General features: G+C 65.5%; 12 protein-coding genes. 9 read left to right on the top strand and 3 right to left on the bottom strand.

The annotated features are described in order from the left end of the window. The first annotated feature begins 194 nt into the window (after window positions 1-194). Genes QNA11_RS12880 through QNA11_RS12870 form a run of 3 tightly spaced genes read left to right on the top strand, consistent with a single transcriptional unit; the run spans window position 195 to window position 3,226 of the window. Window positions 195-1,337 carry an 8-amino-7-oxononanoate synthase gene (locus QNA11_RS12880; protein ID WP_283483336.1) on the top strand — a complete coding sequence of 381 codons (1,143 nt, stop codon included), beginning with the start codon at window positions 195-197 and terminating at the stop codon, window positions 1,335-1,337. Next, window positions 1,334-1,960 (top strand): dethiobiotin synthase, encoded by a 627-nt coding sequence (bioD, locus tag QNA11_RS12875; RefSeq protein WP_283483335.1) that lies wholly within the window; start codon window positions 1,334-1,336, stop codon window positions 1,958-1,960. The genes QNA11_RS12880 and bioD overlap by 4 nt, the downstream gene beginning before the upstream one ends. Next, complete coding sequence (locus QNA11_RS12870) at window positions 1,961-3,226, top strand: adenosylmethionine--8-amino-7-oxononanoate transaminase (protein WP_283483334.1); 1,266 nt, start codon at window positions 1,961-1,963, stop codon at window positions 3,224-3,226. A 165-nt stretch (window positions 3,227-3,391) separates the two neighbouring features. Here the strand turns inward: QNA11_RS12870 and QNA11_RS12865 are convergent, their stop codons facing one another. The 3 genes from QNA11_RS12865 to QNA11_RS12855 all read right to left on the bottom strand — a co-directional run bounded on the left by QNA11_RS12865 (window position 3,392) and on the right by QNA11_RS12855 (window position 6,905). After that, complete coding sequence (locus tag QNA11_RS12865; RefSeq protein ID WP_283483333.1) at window positions 3,392-5,122, bottom strand: AMP-binding protein; 1,731 nt, start codon at window positions 5,120-5,122, stop codon at window positions 3,392-3,394. Between the two features lie 137 nt (window positions 5,123-5,259). Next, complete coding sequence (locus QNA11_RS12860) at window positions 5,260-6,267, bottom strand: nickel/cobalt transporter (RefSeq protein ID WP_283483332.1); 1,008 nt, start codon at window positions 6,265-6,267, stop codon at window positions 5,260-5,262. After that, on the bottom strand, window positions 6,264-6,905 hold the full coding sequence (locus tag QNA11_RS12855; RefSeq protein ID WP_283483331.1) for a DUF1007 family protein: 642 nt from the start codon (window positions 6,903-6,905) through the stop codon (window positions 6,264-6,266). Before QNA11_RS12855 ends, QNA11_RS12860 begins: the two co-directional genes overlap by 4 nt. 290 nt (window positions 6,906-7,195) lie before the next feature. Here QNA11_RS12855 and QNA11_RS12850 point away from each other — a divergent pair, with 290 nt between their 5' ends. From QNA11_RS12850 to QNA11_RS12825, 6 genes are all read left to right on the top strand, one after another. Next, window positions 7,196-10,711, top strand: a complete 3,516-nt coding sequence (locus tag QNA11_RS12850; RefSeq protein WP_283483330.1) for an indolepyruvate ferredoxin oxidoreductase family protein — start codon at window positions 7,196-7,198, stop codon at window positions 10,709-10,711. Between the two features lie 101 nt (window positions 10,712-10,812). After that, entirely contained in the window at window positions 10,813-11,577 is a 765-nt protein-coding gene (locus QNA11_RS12845) for a cobalt-precorrin-6A reductase (RefSeq protein WP_283483329.1), read from the top strand. Next, entirely contained in the window at window positions 11,574-13,031 is a 1,458-nt protein-coding gene (locus QNA11_RS12840; protein ID WP_283483328.1) for a cobyric acid synthase, read from the top strand. Before QNA11_RS12845 ends, QNA11_RS12840 begins: the two co-directional genes overlap by 4 nt. Continuing rightward, window positions 13,028-14,041: a threonine-phosphate decarboxylase CobD gene (gene cobD, locus QNA11_RS12835; protein ID WP_283483327.1), complete on the top strand. Its 1,014-nt coding sequence runs from the start codon at window positions 13,028-13,030 to the stop codon at window positions 14,039-14,041. The genes QNA11_RS12840 and cobD overlap by 4 nt, the downstream gene beginning before the upstream one ends. After that, window positions 14,041-14,778 (top strand): 5,6-dimethylbenzimidazole synthase, encoded by a 738-nt coding sequence (gene bluB / locus QNA11_RS12830; RefSeq protein ID WP_283483326.1) that lies wholly within the window; start codon window positions 14,041-14,043, stop codon window positions 14,776-14,778. Before cobD ends, bluB begins: the two co-directional genes overlap by 1 nt. A gap of 142 nt (window positions 14,779-14,920) precedes the next feature. Continuing rightward, entirely contained in the window at window positions 14,921-15,208 is a 288-nt protein-coding gene (locus QNA11_RS12825; protein WP_202070678.1) for a hypothetical protein, read from the top strand. Window positions 15,209-15,230: the final 22 nt, after the last annotated feature.

Raw genomic sequence — 15,230 nt, 5'->3', positions numbered from 1 at the left:
GAACTCCGAGCGCTCCTAACATCGCGAGACCCGCCCGAATTTTCAACCCCGCGCCCAAGCCGGGCCCCTGGACCGCGGGCCTTCAGGCCCGCATTCTTGAAGCGAGCCTGAAGGCTCGCGGTCCCAGGGCTCGCGGTCCATTGACCCCATTCGCGCCAGTCTTTACCAACCCCCTCGAAATCAGGGAGCCAAACGTGGCCCAGACGCTCGAGCCTTACAAGGCGGACCTTGCCGGCCTTGCCGCGCGCGACCGGCTGCGGACGCTCGCGCCGCGCGCCGGGCTCGATTTCGCCTCCAACGACTATCTGGGCCTTGCCGAATCGCGCGAGCTCTCGGCCGCCGCGGCGGCTGCGGTCGCGCGCGGCGTTCCCGTCGGCGCCGGCGGTTCGCGGCTGCTGCGCGGCAATCATCCGGAGCACGAGGCGCTGGAGGCGCAGGCTGCGCGCTTCTTCCACGCCGAAAGCGCGCTGTTCTTCGGCGCGGGCTTCTCGGCCAATGAGGCGCTGCTGTCGACGCTGCCGCAGCGTGAGGATATGATCTTCTACGACGCGCTCATTCATGCGAGCGCGCATGACGGCATGCGGCTCTCCCGCGCGCCCTGCGCCGCTTTCGCGCATAATGACGTCGGCGCGCTCGGCTACGCGATTGTTGGCTGGCGCGCGAAAGGCGGCAAGGGGCGTCCCTGGATCGCCGTCGAAAGCCTCTACAGCATGGACGGTGACATCGCGCCGCTCCACGAGCTGATGGCCTTGGCCGACCGCCATGACGCCTTTCTGCTGATCGACGAAGCCCATGCGAGCGGCGTCTATGGCCCTGGCGGCCGCGGCCTCGCCGCGGGTCTCGAGGGGCGGGAGAATGTGATTTCCGTTCATACCTGCGGCAAGGCGCTTGGCGCCTCGGGCGCGCTCGTCTGTCTTGCGGCGCCGCTGCGTGATTTTCTCGTCAACCGCTGCCGCAATTTCATCTTCTCGACCGCGCCCTCGCCGCTTGTCGCTGCTTGCGTGCGCGCCGCCTTGAAGATCGTCGAAAGCGCGGAGGATCGCCGCGCCGCGTTGCGCGACCGCGTTGCGCTTGCTGGCCGCGAGTTGCAGCGTCTGTGCGGCGTCGCGCCGTCCGGCTCGCAGGTGCAGCCAGTCATCGTCGGGGCGGACGCTTTGGCGATGTCGCTCGCGGCGCGGATGCGCATGCGTGGCTATGATATTCGCGCCATCCGCCCGCCAACCGTGCCGGAGGGGACGGCGCGTCTGCGGCTGTCGCTGACGCTCAACGTCAGCGCAGCGCAGACAACGCAAATGATCTCGGATCTTGCCGAAGAACTCGCGAAGGCAAAGGCGTGACGCGCCGCTTTGTGATCGTGGGGACGGATACGGGCGTCGGCAAGACGGTCTTCTCGGCCGGGCTCGTGCAGGCGCTCGGCGCCTCTTATTGGAAGCCCGTGCAGGCGGGTCTCGACGAGGAGACGGATTCGCAGACTGTGGCGCGGCTCTCCGGCGCGCCGCAAGAGCGCATTCTTCCCGAAGCCTGGCGCTTACGGCTTCCCGCCTCGCCGCATATCGCCGCGCGCGCGGAGGGCGTGGAAATCGACGCCGCAAACCTCGCGCCGCCAGATGTCGCGGGGCCTCTCGTCATCGAGACGGCAGGCGGCGTGATGGTTCCGCTTACGGATAATATCCTGACGATCGATGTTATGACGCTTTGGCGCCTGCCTGTCATTTTGGTGGCGCGCACGCGGCTCGGTACGATCAATCATTCGCTCCTGACGATCGAAGCCTTGCGCCATCGCGATATCGCCATTCATGGCGTCGCCTTCGTAGGCGAGGAAGAGCGGGCGGCGCAAGATACGATCTTGCGTATCGGCAAGGCGGAGGCGCTCGGGCGCCTGCCGCGCCTCCCCGTCTTGTCGAAAGAAACGCTGGGCGCGGCTTTCGACGCCGCCTTCTCGCGAACGGACTTCGAATAGATGAGCATTGTCACCGATTCGCCTGTGTGGCGCCCGTTCACGCAACACGCCTTGCAACCGGGCGCCTATAAGATTGCGCATGCCGAAGGCGCATGGCTGACGGCGGAAGACGGGACGCGCTTTCTCGACGCCATCTCGTCATGGTGGGTCATCACCCACGGACATCGCCGCCCGGAAATCATGGCGGCGATCCGCAAGCAGACGGAGACGCTCGATCAGATCATCTTCGCGGGCTTCACCCACGAGCCCGCGGAAGCGTTGGCGCGCCGTCTCGTCGACATCACGCAGCCAGGGCTCGATTACGTCTTCTATTCAGACAGCGGCTCGACGTCGGTCGAGGTCGCAATCAAAATGGCGCTCGGCTATTGGCGCCATCGCGGCGAGACGCGCGCGCGCGTGATCGCGCTGGAGCATGCCTATCACGGCGATACGGTCGGGACCATGTCGGCCGGCGCGCGCTCGGTCTTCAACGCGCCTTACGAGCCCTTGCTCTTCGACGTCGCGCGCGCGCCCTTTCCGCATGCGGGCGCCGAGCAGGAAACGCTCGATGCGCTGGAGAAGTTTTGCCGCGAGGGCGCGGCGGCTTTTATCGTGGAGCCGTTGATCCTCGGCGCCGGCGGCATGTTGATCTACAGCGCGCAAGTCCTGCGCGAGATGAAGCGCATTTGCGAAACATATGGGACGCTTTTCATCGCCGATGAAGTGATGACGGGCTTCGGCCGCACGGGAACGCTCTTCGCCTGCGAGCAGGCGGGTATCGTGCCCGACATCGCCTGCTATTCGAAAGGCCTCACCGGCGGCGCCGCGCCGCTCGCCGTCACCATGTGCAAGCGCGAGATTTACGACGCGCATTATGCGCCGGACCGCGCCCGCGCCTTTTTCCATTCCAGCTCCTACACCGCCAATCCGATCGGCTGCGCCGCCGCCTTGGCCAATCTGGAAGTGTGGGAAAAGACCGACGCGCGCGCGCGAGTCGCAAATCTCTGCGCCATGCAGGCCGAACGCGCGGCGCGCTTTGCGCAAGACTCACGCTTCTCGTCCGTGCGTCAGCTCGGCACGATCGTGGCGCTCGATATGAAAGTCGCGCAGAGCGGCTATCTCGCCACCATCAGCCTCGATCTCATGCGCTTCTTCAACGCGCGCGGATTGCTGCTGCGCCCGCTTGGGCCGACGATCTATGTGCTGCCGCCTTATTGCGTGACGGGCGAGGAGCTGGATCTCGTTTATGCGGGGATCGACGCGGCGGCGCGGCAATTTGGAGGCTGACCCCCTCCCCAACCCTCCCCAACCCTCCCCCGCTTCGCGGGAGAGGGGGCAGATTGTGGCCTTCATCGAGAATGCGGATCGTGAGCGTTCCCTCTCCCGCAATAGCCCGTCGAAAGACGGGCGTCTTTCAGACGCCCTATGGCGGGGGAGGGCTGGGGAGGGGGCCTACGCCTGCTCCTCATTGGCAGGCGCCTTAGGCCGCGCGAAATATTCGTCGCGCAGCGCGCGGCGCAAAATCTTCCCCACATTGGTTTTCGGCAAGGAATCACGAAACTCGTAGAAGCGCGGCACCTTGTAGCCGGTGAGCCGCTCATGGGCGAAGCGGCGCAACTCGTCCGCTGTAAGGCTCGGATCGCGCGCCGTGACGAAGGCCATGGGCGCTTCGCCGGAATGGGCGAAGGGCACGCCGATGACGGCCACCTCCTTCACTTTCGGGTGTTCGGCGAGCGCCGCCTCCACCTCATTGGGATAGACGTTGAATCCCGAGACGAGAATAATGTCCTTCAGGCGATCGACAATCTTGAACATGCCGTCCGGCTGCATGACGGCGACGTCGCCGGTCTTGAAGAAGCCGTCGGAGGTCATTGCCTTGGCGGTCTCGTCGGGGCGGCGCCAATAGCCCGGCGTCACCTGCGGGCCGCGCGCCCAGAGTTCGCCGCGCTCGCCAAAGGGCGCCGCGTCGCCATGCTCGTCGCGCAGCGTGATCTCGGTCGAGGGAAGGGGGTAGCCGATGGCGCCGGTGAACTCCGCAATGTCTGCGCGGTTGACGGTCAGGATCGGCGACGTCTCGGAGAGGCCGTAGCCTTCGACGATGGGCTTCCCCGAGATCGCCTTCCATTTTTGCGCGACGACCTGCTGCGTCGACATGCCGCCGGAGATGCTCATCTTGAGATTGGAGAAATCGACATCCCTGATACGCGGGTGATCGGCGAGAGCTGCATAGAGGGTGTTCACGCCCGAGAAGACGGTGAAGCGGGCGTTGCGCACCGTCGCGATAAGCCCCTTGAGGTCGCGCGGATTGGCGATGAGCAGGCAGCAGCCGCCCGCCCGCATCGTCAGCATGCAGCAGGCCGTGAGCGCGAAGATGTGATAGAGCGGCAGCGCCGTCACCATCACATGCGGGCCGGTCGGCCCGAGATAGGAGTCGAGCCAGGCCCAGGTCTGCTCGACATTGGCGGCGACGTTGCGGTGGAGCAAAATCGCGCCCTTGGCCACGCCGGTGGTGCCGCCCGTATATTGCAGAAAGGCGACGTCCTCGGGCGCGATTTGGGCCGGCGTGAACGGACGCTTGCCGCCTTCGCGCAAAACCTCGGCGAAGGACAGGCTCTCTGGAATTGCATAAGCGGGAACCGCCCGCTTGACCTGCCGCGAGACGAAATTCACGAGGAAGCCTTTCAGCCCCATGAGATCGCCGGGCGCGACGATGATCGCCCGTTCGACTTTCATGCGCGGCCAGGCGGCTTGCGCGGTATGTGCGAAATTTTCGAAAACGAAGAGGAAACGCGCGCCGGCGTCGTTGATCTGGAATTCGAGTTCGCTCGGCGTATAGAGCGGATTGACGTTCACGACCACGCCGCCCGCCAATAAAACGCCGAAGAGGATCGCCGGATAGGCGAGAACATTGGGCGACATGATCGCGACGCGATCGCCTTTCTCCAGCCCTTGTCTTTGCAGCCAGGACGCGACGGCTTCGGCGGCGCGCGTCAATTCGCGATAGCTGAGCCGCGCGCCGAAGCTTTCCATCGCCGGACGATCGGCATAGGCGGCGGCGCTTTTGCGCAGGAGATCGACGAGGGTCGAACGGCCTGGGTCGATCGTGGCCGGAACGCCCGCCGGATAGGAGGCGAGCCAGGGCCGCGTCGCATAGGGGTCGTGCTGTTGCTCTGGGCTCGTCATTTTCCACCCTCGAAAATAGGAATCATGTCGCAATTCGAACGGTCTGGCGCCGAATCGTTTTCTGCAATGAAAATAGCGCGTGTGTCAGCCGTTTAACGGCGGCCGAGCCGCGGGAATTGTGCTGCGGCGCACGAAATTTACGATGCGCTGCAAGAAGCGCCCATGCCGGCGAGCAATGCGAGGCCGAGGCCAAATACCAGAAGCGCGGCGAGAAGCTCGGCCGTGCGCGCCACGATCGCCATGCGCCGCGCGCCGCCGCCGCTGACGCGCAGCGCCAGGTCCTTGGCGTAGACGGCGACGGCGGCGAGCGCGCCGGTCGTCACGGCTGTGCCCGCCGACATCGCCAGAACCGCGCCGGCGCCCGCCGCCAGCGTCTCCTGCGACAGCGTAAAGACCAGAATGAGAATGGCGCCGGAGCAAGGCCGCAATCCGGCCGCGAACACGGTCGCGAGAGCGTCTCCCCAGCGAAAGCCCGGGCCGGAGAGCGTCGCTGGATCAGGCGCGCAGCCGCAGCTTGGACCATGCGTGTGGTTAGGATCGTCGATCGCTTCGCACAGAAATCGGCTAGAGCCGCTCGCTGAGGCGACGGCCAAGGCCGGTTGGCGCAGAGCGGAGAGAAGGCCGGAGCCTTTGGACCATAGGAGCTTCGCGCCCAGCGCGGCGATGGCGAGATAGCTTGTAATTTCGATCACGCGCGCGGCGTTCGTCATCTGACCCGCCGTGGCGCGGAAGACGAGCGCCGCGACGAGGACGAGGGCAATCGCCACAACCCCCTGCAGCAAAGCGGCGAGGGCGGCCAGCGTCAGCCCACGCTTCAGTTGCACTTCATTGGCGACCATATAGGAGGTCAGCACGGCCTTGCCGTGGCCGGGCCCGGCGGCGTGAAAAACACCATAGGCGAAGCTTGCCGCGGCGAGGGCGAGAAAGGCGCCCGGGTCGGTTTTCAGCAGGCGCGCGGCCGACTGCAGCTCGGCGTTGAACTTGCCTTGCCATGCGAGCATGAGGCCGGCGAAGCCCCCGGCGCCGCAGGCCGTCTCGCCGGCGCCAATGGCGAAGGGATGGCGCTGGGCGGCCGCGGGCTCGATGGCGCAGATCGCCAGCGCCAGGGCGGCGACCGCGAGAAACCCCAACCGCCGCGGCGTCACGGGCAGGCCACGATGGCTCGGGTCGCGAGCTTCACGCCGAAATCGGCGCCGGGCGACATGTTCTGGAAAAAGGCTTCGCTCAGCTTCTGATTATCCGTTGCGACGAGCGGCGCAGGCTCGACGAGGCTGATCGAACAGCCGCTCGGCGCTTGCGCGAGCTTGACGGGGTCTTTCTTCTCAAAGGCGAAGGCGACGAAATAGGTCGGGTCATAGACCTGAAAAGAGAAGGGTTTTTTCGCGGGGACAGGCGTCTCGAGCGGCAAGAAGAAATGCAGCGTCACGATCTTCTTGTCGTTCGCCTCCAGATAGACGCCCTCCGGCGGCTTGAAGGCGGCCCTGGCGCCGTTCTGCTTCGCATAAGTGAAATAGTCGAATTCGGCGAGCGACTCGACATTGGTCTTGGCGAGCGGCGCAAGCTCCTCCCGTGTGGGCGGCTTGCCGTCCTTGCCGAGCCCCTGGACGGCGAAGGCCGAATACATTTCGTCGAATTCCCAGGCGTGGCGCACGCCGAGAATCTTCCCCTCGGGGCCGAAGACCGTCTCGCTGCGGACGGCGACCCAGACATGCGGGTGGGCTTGCGCCACGGCGACCCAGGCCAGGGCCAAAGCGGAAAGAAGAGTGATTTTGAGGGGTTTCATGTCTGTTCCGACTAGGGCTGGAAATCGGCGAAAACAGGGCGCGGCGCCAGCCCCTGTGCGTCTCTCTATATGGGTTCTTGAAAACATTATTCGCTCTGTCATAAAATACGAGCATGGAGAGCCGCGCCTCCCTGGGGCGCCAGCGGATGGCCATTGGATGAGAGATAGGCGGCGGCTCGCGCCTTGCGATTGGGCTCTCGGAGAGAGGGCTTCTATGCTCGTTCCTAGTCGTCATTGCGTTCGTCGCGCGTAAGCCAAGCGCGCGCCCTTTCGCGCAGGAGAGTTGTTGTATGGCGGATCACGTCGCCGGCGCCTTGAACCCCGGCTCCGCCTTCGCCGAGGCTAGGCTCTCGGACCGTTTCGACCTTGCCCGAGACCGCGTGCTGATCACCGGCACGCAGGCTATTGTGCGCTTGCTGTTGATGCAAAAGGAGCGCGACCGCCGCGCCGGGCTCAATACCGCGGGCTTCATCACCGGCTATCGCGGCTCGCCGCTCGGCGGCGTCGACGCGCAGATGCACAAGGCGAAAGCCCTCTTCGACGCCAATGACATTCTCTTCATGCCGGGCCTCAACGAGGATCTCGCCGTCACCGCCGTCTGGGGCGCGCAGCAGGCCGAGATGCGGGGCGAAGGCAAGTACGACGGCGTCTTCTCCATCTGGTACGGCAAGGGGCCGGGCGTCGACCGCAGCGGCGATGCGCTGCGCCACGTCAATCTCGCGGGCGCGTCGCGTTTTGGCGGCGCGCTGGCGCTCATGGGCGACGATCACACCGCCGAATCTTCGACGACCGCGCATCAATCCGACTTTCATTTCGTCGATGTGATGATGCCGATCCTCTCGCCCGCCGGCGTGCAGGAGATTTTGGATTACGGCGTTTACGGTTTCGCGATGTCGCGCTTCGCCGGCGTGTGGGTCGGCTTGAAGCTTCTGAAGGACACGGTGGAGTCGACCGCCTCGATCGATGCGTCTCTCGATCGCGTGCAGCCGATCATCCCGGATGATTTCGTCCTGCCGCCGGGCGGGCTGAACATCCGCCCGGGCGATCCCGTGCTCGCGCAGGAAGAGCGGCTGCAGGAAAGCAAGCGCGACGCCATGCTCGCCTTCATCCGCGCCAATCGTCTGAACAGGATCATTACCTCGGGCGGCGCGAACCCGAAGATCGGCGTCATCACCGTCGGCAAGTCCTATCTCGACGTTCGTCAGGCGCTCGACGATCTCGGCGTCGACGAGGCGCGCGCCAATGATCTCGGCTTGCGCCTCTATAAGATCGCCGCGCCCTGGCCGCTCGAACCCAAGGGGTTGCACGACTTCGCGCGCGGCCTCGACCTCATCATGGTCGTCGAGGAGAAGCGCTCGCTCATCGAGGTGCAACTGCGCGAGGAGCTATACGGCTCGGCGCATCAGCCCGTCTGCATCGGCAAGAAGGACGAGCGCGGCGAGTGGCTGTTTCCCGTAAAGGGCGCGCTCGACGCCAATGACATCGCCATCGCCATCGGCCGGCGGTTGCTGAAATATCATCCTTCGGAGGAGCTCGAAGGACGCGTGCGTCGGCTGGAGCGCTTGCAGGACCGGCGCAAGACGATGACCGACGTCACCGTGCGCGTGCCGCATTTCTGCGCCGGCTGTCCGCATTCCACGTCGACACATGTGCCCGAAGGGGCGCGCGCCTATACGGGCATCGGCTGCCATTACATGGCGCAATGGATGGGCCGCTCCACCGAGGGCTACACCCATATGGGCGGCGAGGGCGCCAATTGGATCGGCGAGGCGCCCTTCTCGACGCGCAAGCATATGTTCCAGAATCTGGGCGACGGCACCTACAATCATTCGGGGTCGCTCGCCATCCGCTTCGCCGTGGCGGCCAAGACCAACATCACTTTCAAGATTCTCTACAATGGCGTCGTCGCCATGACGGGCGGCCAGAAGCACGAAGGCGAGCTGACTGTCGAGGCGATCGTGAGTCAGGTCGCCGCGGAAGGCGTGGAGAAAATCGCGCTCGTCTCCGACGAGCCCGAAAAATACCCGCCGAGCATCGCCTGGCCGCCGGGCCTCACCATCCACCACCGCAACGTCCTCAATGAGGTTCAGCGCGAGCTGGCGCAGACCGAGGGCGTCACGATCCTCATCTACGATCAGACCTGCGCGACCGAGAAGCGCCGGCTGCGCAAGCGCGGACTCTTCCCCGACCCCGACGCGCGCGTCATCATCAATGAGCTGGTGTGCGAGGGCTGCGGCGATTGCGGCACGGCGTCGAACTGCGTCGCCGTACAGCCGGTGGAGACCGAATTCGGCCGCAAGCGCCGCATCGACCAATCTGTCTGCAACAAGGACTTCTCCTGCCTGGAGGGCTTCTGTCCGAGCTTCGTGACCGTGCATGGCGGGCGCATGAAGAAGGCGCCGCTGCCGACGAAAGAAGATGCGAGCGGCCAGCCGGCGCTTCCCGAGCCCTCTATCGCTGACATCGGCGAAACGCCTTACGGCATTCTCATCGCAGGGCTCGGCGGCACGGGCGTCGTGACGATCTCCGCCCTTCTCGGCATGGCGGCGCATCTCGAAGGCAAGGGCGTCGGCGTCATCGACATGGCCGGCCTCGCGCAAAAGGGCGGCGCCGTCTATTGCCATGTGAAGATTGGCCGCACGCCCGCCGAAGTGCACGCCATCCGCATCGCCGCGGGTGAAGCGAATTTGTTGCTCGGCTGCGATCTGGTCGTCGCCGGCGCCAAGCACGTATTGGCGACCGTGGAGCAGGGCAAGACGCATGTGCTCGTCAACAGCGCGGAGGTCTTCCCTGGCGATATCGAGCGCAATCCCGACTTCATTCTCCCCTCGGAGGAGGTCAGGCAGGCGATCCGCCGGGCCGGCGGGCCCGACGCCACTTTCATCGACACGACGGCGCTCGCCCAGACGCTGCTCGGCGACTCGATCGCCGCCAACGTCTTCATCCTCGGCTACGCCTGGCAGAAAGGCTATCTGCCGCTCTCGGAGGCCGCCATCCTGCGCGCGATCGAGCTCAACGGCGAATCCGTGCCGATGAATCATTCGGCTTTCCTCTGGGGCCGTCGCGCCGCGCATGACATGAAGAGCGTCGAGGCGGTGGTCGAGTCGCTGCAACGTCCGACGCAGACGCGCGAGCGCTCCAAGACGCTCGAAGAGGTAATCGAGCGCCGCGCCGCCTATCTCACCGATTATCAGAACGAGGCCTATGCCGCGCATTATCGCGCCCGCGTCGCGGCGGTCGCCCAGCTCGAAAAGGCGCGCGTTCCCGGTTCGCAGCAATTGACCGAAGCCGTCGCGCGCTATCTCTTCAAGCTCATGGCTTTCAAGGACGAATTTGAAGTCTCGCGCCTTTATACGACCGAAGCTTTCCAGCGCCAGCTTTCGGAGACCTTCGAGGGCGACCTCAAGCTCGAACTGCATCTCGCGCCGCCGATCCCCTTCCTGCAGCGGAAGACGGACTTCGGCGGTTCGCGCAAGATCACCTTCGGCCCCTGGATGTTCAAGGTGATGCAGGTTCTCGCCAGACTCAAATGGCTGCGCGGCTCCTTCTTCGACTTCACGCGCTTCAATCATGATCGCATCGTCGAGCGGCGGCTGCTGGCGGAATATGAAGCGCTGATCGACGAGCTTCTGACCGCGCTGACGCCCGAGAACCATGCCGTCGCGGTGGCGCTCGCCCGCGTTCCGGAGAAAATCCGCGGCTTCGGCAATGTGAAGGCGCGCCATATCGCGGCCGCCGACGCCGAGCGCGAGAGGCTCCTCGCCGAGTTCCGCAGCCCGCCCGCCGTGAAGCTCGCCGCAGAGTGAACGCTGCAGTGAAATCGGCCGGTAATCCGAGAACATCCCCGCCGTCATTGCGAGGAGCCGAAGGCGACGAAGCAATCCAGAGCCACGACGCGGCTCCTGGTGTGCCGCGCGTCGCGCGCAATGACGGAGGGCGTCGCCGCATCCTTTTGCTGGCCGGCACGAGCGAGGCGCGCGCGCTCGCCGAGCGTATTGCGGCCGAGGCGCGCTTTGAGGCCATCGCGTCGCTCGCCGGCCGCACCAGCGCGCCCATCGCGCTCGCCGTGCCGACGCGCGTCGGCGGCTTTGGCGGCGTCGAGGGGCTGAAGCGTTATCTCGCGGGAGAGGGGATTACGTATGTCGTCGACGCCACACACCCTTTCGCCGCGCAAATCTCCGCGAATGCACAGGCCGCCTGCGCGGCGCTCGGCTTGCCGCTGGTCGTCTACGCGCGAGAGCCCTGGCGACCGGCAGATGGCGATCGCTGGATCGAAGTCGACAGCAACGCCGAGGCGGCGCAAGCGCTCGGCGCCCAGCCCCGCCGCGTCTTTCTCACTATCGGCCGGCAGGGCGTCGCGGATTTTCGCGCCGCGCCCCAGCATGCGTATCTGCTGCGTGTGATCGAGCCGCCCGAAACAAGCGACCTTCCGCCTAAATGCGCGGTGATGTCCGCGCGCGGCCCGTTCACGCGCGCCGATGAAATCGCGCTCATGCGCGAAAAGCGCATCGATGTCGTCGTCAGTAAAAACAGCGGCGGCGCGCTCACCTACGCCAAGATCGAAGCGGCGCGCGCGCTGGGGCTGCCCGTCGTTATGATCCAGCCGCCGCCGCGCGCGGGCGTCGCCGTCGCGCATAGTATCGACGCTGTCATGGCGCTGCTCGCGTCATGAGCCGGGTGTTGATGATTCAGGGGACGGGGTCCGACGTCGGCAAGTCGCTCATCGTCGCAGGGCTCGCGCGCGCCTTCGTCAATCGCGGCCTCAGGGTCGCGCCCTTCAAGCCGCAGAACATGTCGAATAATGCGGCGGTGACGGCCGATGGCGGCGAGATCGGCCGCGCCCAGGCGTTGCAGGCGCGCGCGGCAAGGCTGGCGCCCACGGTCGACATGAATCCCGTGTTGTTGAAGCCCCAGGGCGTGAACGGCTCGCAGGTCGTGGTGCGCGGCGTGATTGCAGGTCAGGCGAAGGCGCGCGAGTATCAGGACTGGAAGCCGCGCCTGAAGCCCGCGGTGATGGAAAGCTTCGCGCGGCTCAAGGCGCAAAGCGATCTCGTCATTGTCGAAGGCGCCGGCAGCGCGGCGGAGGTCAATCTGCGCAAGAACGACATCGCCAATATGGGCTTTGCGCGCGAGGCCGATGCGCCCGTCATTCTTGTCGGCGACATCGACCGGGGCGGCGTCATTGCGCAGCTCGTCGGCTGCAAGGCCGTGCTCGACCCGCAAGACGCGGCGATGGTCCAGGGTTTCATCGTGAATAAGATGCGCGGCGACGCCTCCTTGTTCGATGACGGCATCAGCTTCATCGCCGCGCGCACCGGCTGGCGGGCTCTGGGCCTCGTTCCCTATTTCGAGGCCGCCACAAGGCTGCCGGCCGAAGACGCCTTCGGCTTGCGCGCCGCGCGCAGCAACAAAAGCAATGGCGTCACCATCGCCGTTCCACTTCTACCGCATATCGCCAATTTCGACGATCTCGATCCGTTGAAGGCGGAGCCCGGAGTTGATCTGCGTCTCATTCAGCCCGGCGCGCCTTTGCCCGCGGAGGCGGCGCTCGTCATTCTTCCGGGCTCCAAGGCGACGATCGCCGATCTTGCCGCGCTACGCGCCAATGGCTGGGACATTGATCTTCTCGCGCATGCGCGTCGCGGCGGGCGCGTCTTCGGCATATGCGGGGGCTATCAAATGCTCGGCCGCGCGATTTGCGATCCGCAGCGCATGGAAGGCGATGTGGCGCAAGCGCCAGGGCTCGGCCTGCTCGGTATAGAGACAACGCTCACAGAGAAGAAGACGCTCACGAGCGTCACGGGTCGGGCGATCGCGTTCGACGCGCCCTTTCGCGGCTATGAGATGCATGTGGGCGAGACCTCAGGAGAAGATTGCGCGCGGCCGATTTTGCGCTTCGATAACGGCCGCCACGAAGGCGCCATGTCACGCAACGGCCTTGTCATGGGCGCCTATGTGCACGGGCTCTTTTCCGACGACGCCTTTCGCGCGGCGTTCTTGCAGTGGATCGGCGCTGAGGCGTCGCCCCTGCGCTTCGAGGACATGATCGAGGAAACGCTCGACGCGCTAGCGGCGCATTGCGAAACGCACATCGACATCGACGCCTTATTGGAGATTGCGCGATGAGCGCGCATGCGCCGCTTTCGTCCCCGATCGCGCATGGCGGCCGCCTCGACGCTGCGCGCCGCGCTTATCCGCATGCGCCCGAGCCGTGGATCGACCTCTCGACGGGGATCAATCCGAACCCCTATCCCTTGCCGGCAATCGCGCCCGAAGCCTGGACGCGCCTTCCCGACGAGGCGGCTTTTGCAAATCTCGAGGCGGCGGCGCGCGCGGCTTACGGCGCGCCGCGAGATTGCGCGATCGTCGCGGGCGCCGGCGCACAGGCTTTCATTCAGTTGTTGCCGCGCGTTTTCCCGGCGCGTCGCGTCGGCGTGCTGGGCTTCACTTATGCGGAGCACGGCGCCTGCTGGGCCGCGAATGGCGCAAAGGTCGAGACGGTTGCGACGATCGAAGAACTCGCGGGCTTCGACGTCGCGGTCATCGTCAACCCGAATAACCCTGACGGGCGCATTGCTTTCCCGCGCGACCTTGGCCCGCTGGCGCAAGAGATGACGCGCAAGGGCGGACTGCTCACTATCGACGAATCCTTCATGGATTTCACGCCCGAGCACAGCGCGACGTCGCTCGCGTTGCTGGAAGGCGTGGTCGTGTTGCGTTCGTTCGGAAAGGCCTATGGGCTTGCCGGCGTGCGGCTCGGCTTCGCGCTATGCGCGCCCGCCCGCGCGGCGATTCTGCGCGCGGCGCTCGGTCCCTGGGCGGTCTCCGGCCCTGCGCTCGCGATTGGCGCTGAAGCGCTCGCCGATGTGCGATGGCGCGCCGCCGCCGCCGCCGACTGCGCAGCCGAGGCCGAGCGCCTCGATGCGGCGCTGGCGGGCGCCGGGTTTGAGCTCCTCGGCGGCGCGTCGCTGTTCCGACTCGTCCGTCACGACACGGCGCCCGACTGGTTCGCGCGCCTGTGCGAAAAGGGCGTCCTTGTGCGGGCCTTTCCCGAGCGGCCGGACTGGCTGCGGTTCGGACTCCCCGGGAGTGAGGCGGCCTGGGCGCGGTTGCACGCCGCATTGGAGATCGGCTGATGGCGGAAGATCCGCACGAAAAGCCGCCTTTCGACGCGGCCGAGGCCGAGCGCGACATCGGCGCCGCTGCGCCATTTGACGAGACCGAACGCGCGGCGGTCTATCGCGCGATCTATACCCGCCGCGACGTGCGCAACGAATTCCTGGCCGATGACGTCCCGCAGGACCTGCTGATTCGTATTCTCGACGCGGCGCATCACGCGCCCTCCGTCGGCTTCATGCAGCCATGGAATTTCATCGTGATTCGCGACAGCTCGGTGCGCGGCGCGGTGCATGAGGCCTTTCTGCGCGGCGCGCAGGCCGAGATCGACTTGCTCGCTCCCGAGCGGCGCGCGCATTACCGCAATCTCAAGCTCGAAGGCATTTTGAAGGCTCCGGTCAATGTCTGCGTCACCTGCGACCGCAACCGCCACGGCCCGACGGGGCTGGGGCGCACGCAACAGCCCAACACCGATCTCTTGAGCACCGCTTGCGCGGTGCAAAACCTCTGGCTTGCGGCGCGCGTCGAAGGCGTCGGCGTCGGCTGGGTCAGCATCATGCGCGAGGAGGAGCTGCGCTCAATTCTGGGAATCCCGGAAGAGATTGCCGTCGTCGCCTATCTCTGCGTGGGATTTATCGAGCGCGCCTATCGGCGCCCGGAACTCGAAGTGAAACGCTGGGCGTCGCGACTGCCGCTCGAAAGCCTCGTCTTCGAAGATCGCTGGGGAGCGCCTTGTCCGTTCACAAAGGCGCCTTAAATTTCCGTAATAAATCCTTCAGCGAAGGGTCATTCGGCTGTCAACCGCACCTTTAAGCGACGGAAACGACGCTGATTGGAGCGCGGCAATAACCGAAAGATAATCGCGACGCTCCATGTGATGAGCAGCGGAGACCACAAAGATGGCGACGGCGCGATTCGAGCAGCTTTTCGACAAAACATTCCCCATTGCGAATAATTTGATCCTCACCGTGACAGAAGTGCCCGAATGTGAGGAAGAGCTGATAAAGCTGCTCGAACGCGCCATGCGACGGGGCTTCGACAATCACGCGCGCCTCACGCAGATCCAACTGCCGATGGAGCGCTTCCCTTTCATGGATTCAAAGTTCTGGCACGTGCCGGTCGAGGATTGCGGCGAGGCGCAGGTGCTGCGCTTTTTCTTCGAACAGCCTGAGACCGAGGCGCATTGAGCGCGCGCTCTCGCATCGCTTC

This window comes from Methylocystis sp. JR02, assembly GCF_030063565.1.
Classification (GTDB): Bacteria; Pseudomonadota; Alphaproteobacteria; order Rhizobiales; family Beijerinckiaceae; genus Methylocystis; species Methylocystis iwaonis.
This window is presented reverse-complemented; position numbering and strand designations above follow the sequence as displayed.

What these genes read in the sequence shown, in the direction of transcription:
- QNA11_RS12870 (WP_283483334.1), top strand. Translation starts at nt 1,961, where the DNA reads ATGAGCATTGTCACCGATTCGCCTGTGTGGCGCCCGTTCACGCAACAC.
- QNA11_RS12865 (WP_283483333.1), bottom strand. Translation starts at nt 5,122, where the DNA reads ATGACGAGCCCAGAGCAACAGCACGACCCCTATGCGACGCGGCCCTGG.
- QNA11_RS12855 (WP_283483331.1), bottom strand. Translation starts at nt 6,905, where the DNA reads ATGAAACCCCTCAAAATCACTCTTCTTTCCGCTTTGGCCCTGGCCTGG.
- QNA11_RS12850 (WP_283483330.1), top strand. Translation starts at nt 7,196, where the DNA reads ATGGCGGATCACGTCGCCGGCGCCTTGAACCCCGGCTCCGCCTTCGCC.
- QNA11_RS12840 (WP_283483328.1), top strand. Translation starts at nt 11,574, where the DNA reads ATGAGCCGGGTGTTGATGATTCAGGGGACGGGGTCCGACGTCGGCAAG.
- cobD (WP_283483327.1), top strand. Translation starts at nt 13,028, where the DNA reads ATGAGCGCGCATGCGCCGCTTTCGTCCCCGATCGCGCATGGCGGCCGC.
- bluB (WP_283483326.1), top strand. Translation starts at nt 14,041, where the DNA reads ATGGCGGAAGATCCGCACGAAAAGCCGCCTTTCGACGCGGCCGAGGCC.
- QNA11_RS12825 (WP_202070678.1), top strand. Translation starts at nt 14,921, where the DNA reads ATGGCGACGGCGCGATTCGAGCAGCTTTTCGACAAAACATTCCCCATT.